1 protein-coding gene is annotated in these 687 nt (G+C 58.8%); it reads right to left on the bottom strand.

The features are described 5' to 3' along the window. Nucleotides 1-330: 330 nt before the first annotated feature. Nucleotides 331-687 (bottom strand): excalibur calcium-binding domain-containing protein (locus CJZ78_RS13530; protein WP_198953926.1); only part of this gene is annotated, 357 nt, incomplete at its 5' end.

The raw sequence follows: 687 nt of genomic DNA, 5'->3' as shown, positions 1-687 counted from the left end.
ACCAGGAGAGCACCTGATCTTTCTGGATGACCAGGCCCGGCATGCCGATCTGGCCATTGGCCAGGGTGACGGTGCATTCTGAACCGCCTGAGCAGAGTGCCTGATAGACAGCTGCCATACCTGGATTGCAGGTGAGGCTGATGGAGGCTGCAGCACCTAATGCCGTAAGACGCTGGGTAGAGAGGAGCATATGCAGCGATGAGATGCACTTTATTATAGGCCTTCAATGCCCACAAAGCTCTCTATTTGCCTTTTCAATGCCAAGGCCGCATATTTCCAACGATTGATGACTGCTTTGCTACGTCATGTTGCGTTGATCGACAGCACGGATCAACGCAGCGACTCGCAAGCTTCTCCATCACCGTTGCTGTCTAGATAGGTGTGCGCCTGACGCAGCAGCTCCTGTGCTTTGGCATAGGAACCGACATCTTTGCATCGATAGCGGCGCCCGCCTGGAGTGGTGCCATCGGGGATGGAAGAGGAATGGCGTCCGCGGCGGAAGTCCCAGGGACGGGTGATACCGCCTGGCACCTGCCAGACCCCCAGGCGGGCACTCTTGGCTCGCTCTTCTGCCGCCAGGTATCCACGGGTGTCTGCCGACAATGAAGTTGGCCGGTCGGCGACAAGCTCGTTGGCCGGTGGGGTGAGTGCTGGAGAGCCTGGTGCCGATGCGCAGGGACCAGGGGA

The organism is Synechococcus sp. 8F6 (genome assembly GCF_002252665.1).
In the GTDB taxonomy this organism is placed as follows: domain Bacteria; phylum Cyanobacteriota; class Cyanobacteriia; order PCC-6307; family Cyanobiaceae; genus Cyanobium_A.
Note: the sequence above shows the minus strand (reverse complement) of the source record. Positions and strands in the feature narration are given on the sequence as shown.